This is a genomic window from Priestia sp. P5_B4 (assembly GCF_056400385.1).
Genome location: NZ_JBFULJ010000390.1, coordinates 1 through 3,474 on the forward strand (window position 1 = coordinate 1; position 3,474 = coordinate 3,474).

Sequence of the window (3,474 nt, forward strand, 5' to 3'; positions counted from 1 at the left end):
CCTTTTTGACAGAAGGATGCTGAGTCAGGAAATTTACAATAGCTGCAGTATTTTCCTCTGTCTCTTCCATTCTGATACCCAAGGTTTTGATCCCCCTCATTAATAGCCATGAATCCTGAGGTCCCAGTACACCACCTGTAGAATTTTGCACAAAGTGGAGATCCTGTGCAAGCTTCTCGGTGTTTACAACCACAAGACCTGCTACCACATCGCTATGTCCTCCAATATATTTGGTGGCACTGTGCAATACAATATCTGCACCAAGTTCAATTGGATTTTGCCAGTAAGGGGTGGAGAAAGTATTATCAACAATGGTTAATAGACCGTTTTCTTTTGCCAAACTGGAAGCTGCCTCAATATCTGTAATTTTTAAAAGCGGATTGGTTGGTGTTTCTAAATAAAGAGCTTTGGTATTTTCACGTATCTCACTGTGGATATTTTTTAGGTTGCTTGTATCTACAAAGGTAGATTCAATTCCAAATCGATTCAGCACTTTGCTCATCACCCGGAATGTTCCGCCATATACATCATCTGTCATGATGACATGATCTCCTTTATTAAACAGCATCATGACTGCTGTAATAGCAGCCATTCCCGAACCAAAAGCAAAGCCGGCAGTGCCGCCTTCAATATCTTTTATTAATTCTTCAAGAGCCTGCCTTGTTGGATTACCGGTACGTGAATATTCAAAACCTTTATGTCCCCCTACACCTTCCTGTTTGTAGGTACTGACCTGGTAGATTGGCACTGAAACTGCACCAGTATGCGGGTCACTGCTGATCCCTCCATGAATAAGCTTTGTCTTCCTTTTCATCTTAAATCCCACCTTCATAAATATTCTTACTTAAGTATCTATCACTTCCATCTGGAAAAATAACAACAATATTCGTTTCTGTAGCCGCATGTTCAGCTTCAATAAGAGCAGCCTTAAAAGCTGCACCCGATGAACTTCCAACCAATAGTCCTTCTTTTAATGCCAGTTCACTTACAAGACTGAAGGCATCCTGATCAGAAATAGTATGGATGTAGTCAAAATAAGACGGGTCCATGAAATCAGGCAACGATTCCATTCCAATCCCTTCTGTTTTATGAGGTCCTGGCTGCCCGCCATTGATAATTGAACCCTCAGGTTCAACAATTACCGTTTTGATCTCCTTATTTTTTTCTTTTAAAAATTTAGCCGTACCCATGAAGGTCCCTCCAGATCCAGCTCCAGCAACGAATATATTCACTTTTTCATCCATCTGGTCCCAGATTTCAGGGCCAAGGGTTTTATAATACGTTTGAGGATTGGCAGGATTGGAAAATTGCTGAGGACAGAAGGAACCAGGGATTTCTTCCACCAGCTCTGCAGCTTTTTCAATAGCTCCCTTCATACCCTTTTCAGTAGGGGTGTGAACGATTTCCGCTCCTAACGCCTTCATAATTAGCTGCTTTTCTGTACTGAATTTCTCAGGAACACAAAAGATCACATTTATATCTTGGTTTAGCGCAGCAAGGGCTATACCAATCCCAGTATTTCCAGCGGTTGGTTCAATTATAGTTCCGCCTCTTTTTAATCTTCCGCTTTCAATTGCATCTCTTAGAAGCTCCTGACCTAATCGGTCTTTCACACTTCCTCCTGGATTCATAAATTCAAGCTTGGCAAAAATATGGACACCTTCCGGCAAAGAAAAGCTGTTTATTTCTACAATTGGAGTATTTCCGATTATTGAATGGATATCTTTAAATACCTTCATAAAAACACCTTTTCCGGGCTATTGATTTATTTCTTTTTATTATTTTGCCACTTCTATCATCAGAAATAACTGGAAAAGGTTTATAATTTAACACCCTCCATAATCCAGACAAAATCATTACATCGAAAAAAAGATACTAAAAAACCAGCCATCGGTTAGCTGTATAATCTATAGGTCTTTTTAGACTGTCCATTTTATAGGGCATAGTTCAACCCTAAGGCTTTTTATTTTTCTTTTATTAAATATTATTTTCCACTATTCCTTTTTTTCTAGGCTATCTTTTAATGTAGTCAAACTAGTTCCATAGGTACTAAATACTTCCTTTAAAGAATAACTGGCATCTTTTTTCATCGTTGAAGACATTTGAATCATATTGTGTAATATCAGGTGTATGTTTCTATACTGAACAATCGAAGAATATGAACTTACTCCTTCGTCTTTAGATCGATGGATCCAACAGAGTAAAACTACAGGTTCTTTTGCAGATTATTATCTCCCTCTTCAAGTGTAATACTAAAATTTACAGTTAGTATCTAAAAAGAATTTCTATCATTAATTTACCCCATTAACAAGCTGCTTAATTGAATTAAACTTGGAAGAAAGTTCAATAAACCAGTCCTCATCCCCTGTTGATAATGCCAAGTCTATTAAAAATAGAATTTGTTCCTTGTTTATCACATTTGAAACGGGCAAACTCTTAACCTGATTACTTAAAATAGGAATGGTCTTACCAACGGTTTCTTGATTGTCACTTGTGATAACATTCACCTTAAATACTCCTTGAGAAATATTTAGTGATTCAATATAACCAATTATTAATTCTCCTTTCCGTGATTTACCCTTAATCCAATCACCTGTTTTTAAAACGGAGCTACTGTGTGACAACATTCCCTTCACCTTCTTGTATTAGTTTAGTATCTAAAATATAGGAAGAGTGTTTCAACTGCTGAGAAATTTTCTTCCTTTACGTTATAACCATCATATTTCAAATTTAGTTAAAACTGTAATTTATTTTATTACAATTTAATTATAAAAAAGTAGTCAATCATATTATTCTTCGAAATTTCTTACTGTTTTTCATTAATAAGATCGACTACTTCGTTCAGTGTATATTTCTTTAAATATTCACCCAAATGTTCTTCACCACCCAAGAAAATTGAAAATAGGACTCTTTGCATGTTTGCTCCTACAATACAATGTTCATTTGATTCAGGGCATTTAGGCTGAAGTGAACCTTCAGAGGTTATCTTATAAATATCCCATAGATTAACTTCAATTAGATCCAAAGCAAATTTAAATCCACCRCCAACTCCCTCTTTTGATTTTATAAAGCCATGTTTTTTCAACAAACTTAGGACTTTACGAATTCGTACTGGGTGAACACAGGCACTTTCTGAAATAGCATCGCTAGTTGCCATCCGGTCCGGCTGTAGCGCAAGAAAAATTAAACTGTGAATGGCAAGTGTAAAATCACTATTCATGTCCGGCCTCCTAAAATAAAAACAACTAATCATTTTTTACTAATTTCTGTATTTCTAGTATGCTTTTAAATACTTATCAACATACTGTAATGATAAATATTACAAATTAGATTGTCAAGTATTTGTTCTAAGCAAATTKCTTCATCGTTTCACAATGGAATTATAAATTTAAATATCCCATTGCTTTTTTACTTGTTCTTCTGCTAACTGTTTAATTTTTTCCAAAGTAAGTTCTTTTTTGACAAGGACATTGG

Annotated in this window: 5 protein-coding genes; all 5 read right to left on the reverse strand. The window is 35.9% G+C overall.

Annotated elements, in window-relative coordinates:
• Positions 1-814: aminotransferase class I/II-fold pyridoxal phosphate-dependent enzyme (locus AC1DRF_RS19910; RefSeq protein ID WP_477741492.1), on the reverse strand; the 814-nt coding region annotated here is incomplete at its 3' end.
• A 1-nt stretch (position 815) separates the two neighbouring features.
• Positions 816-1,739 carry a PLP-dependent cysteine synthase family protein gene (locus tag AC1DRF_RS19915; protein WP_427077258.1) on the reverse strand — a complete coding sequence of 308 codons (924 nt, stop codon included), beginning with the start codon at positions 1,737-1,739 and terminating at the stop codon, positions 816-818.
• A gap of 552 nt (positions 1,740-2,291) precedes the next feature.
• Positions 2,292-2,627 (reverse strand): IDEAL domain-containing protein, encoded by a 336-nt coding sequence (locus tag AC1DRF_RS19920; protein ID WP_427077257.1) that lies wholly within the window; start codon positions 2,625-2,627, stop codon positions 2,292-2,294.
• Between the two features lie 179 nt (positions 2,628-2,806).
• Positions 2,807-3,220 carry an RrF2 family transcriptional regulator gene (locus AC1DRF_RS19925; protein ID WP_271996834.1) on the reverse strand — a complete coding sequence of 138 codons (414 nt, stop codon included), beginning with the start codon at positions 3,218-3,220 and terminating at the stop codon, positions 2,807-2,809.
• A 168-nt stretch (positions 3,221-3,388) separates the two neighbouring features.
• On the reverse strand, positions 3,389-3,474 hold an 86-nt coding region (locus AC1DRF_RS19930; RefSeq protein WP_477741493.1), incomplete at its 5' end, for a BA3454 family stress response protein.

Excerpts from the sequence above, each read along its gene's own strand:
- AC1DRF_RS19915 (WP_427077258.1), bottom strand. The coding sequence starts at position 1,739 with ATGAAGGTATTTAAAGATATCCATTCAATAATCGGAAATACTCCAATT.
- AC1DRF_RS19920 (WP_427077257.1), bottom strand. The coding sequence starts at position 2,627 with ATGTTGTCACACAGTAGCTCCGTTTTAAAAACAGGTGATTGGATTAAG.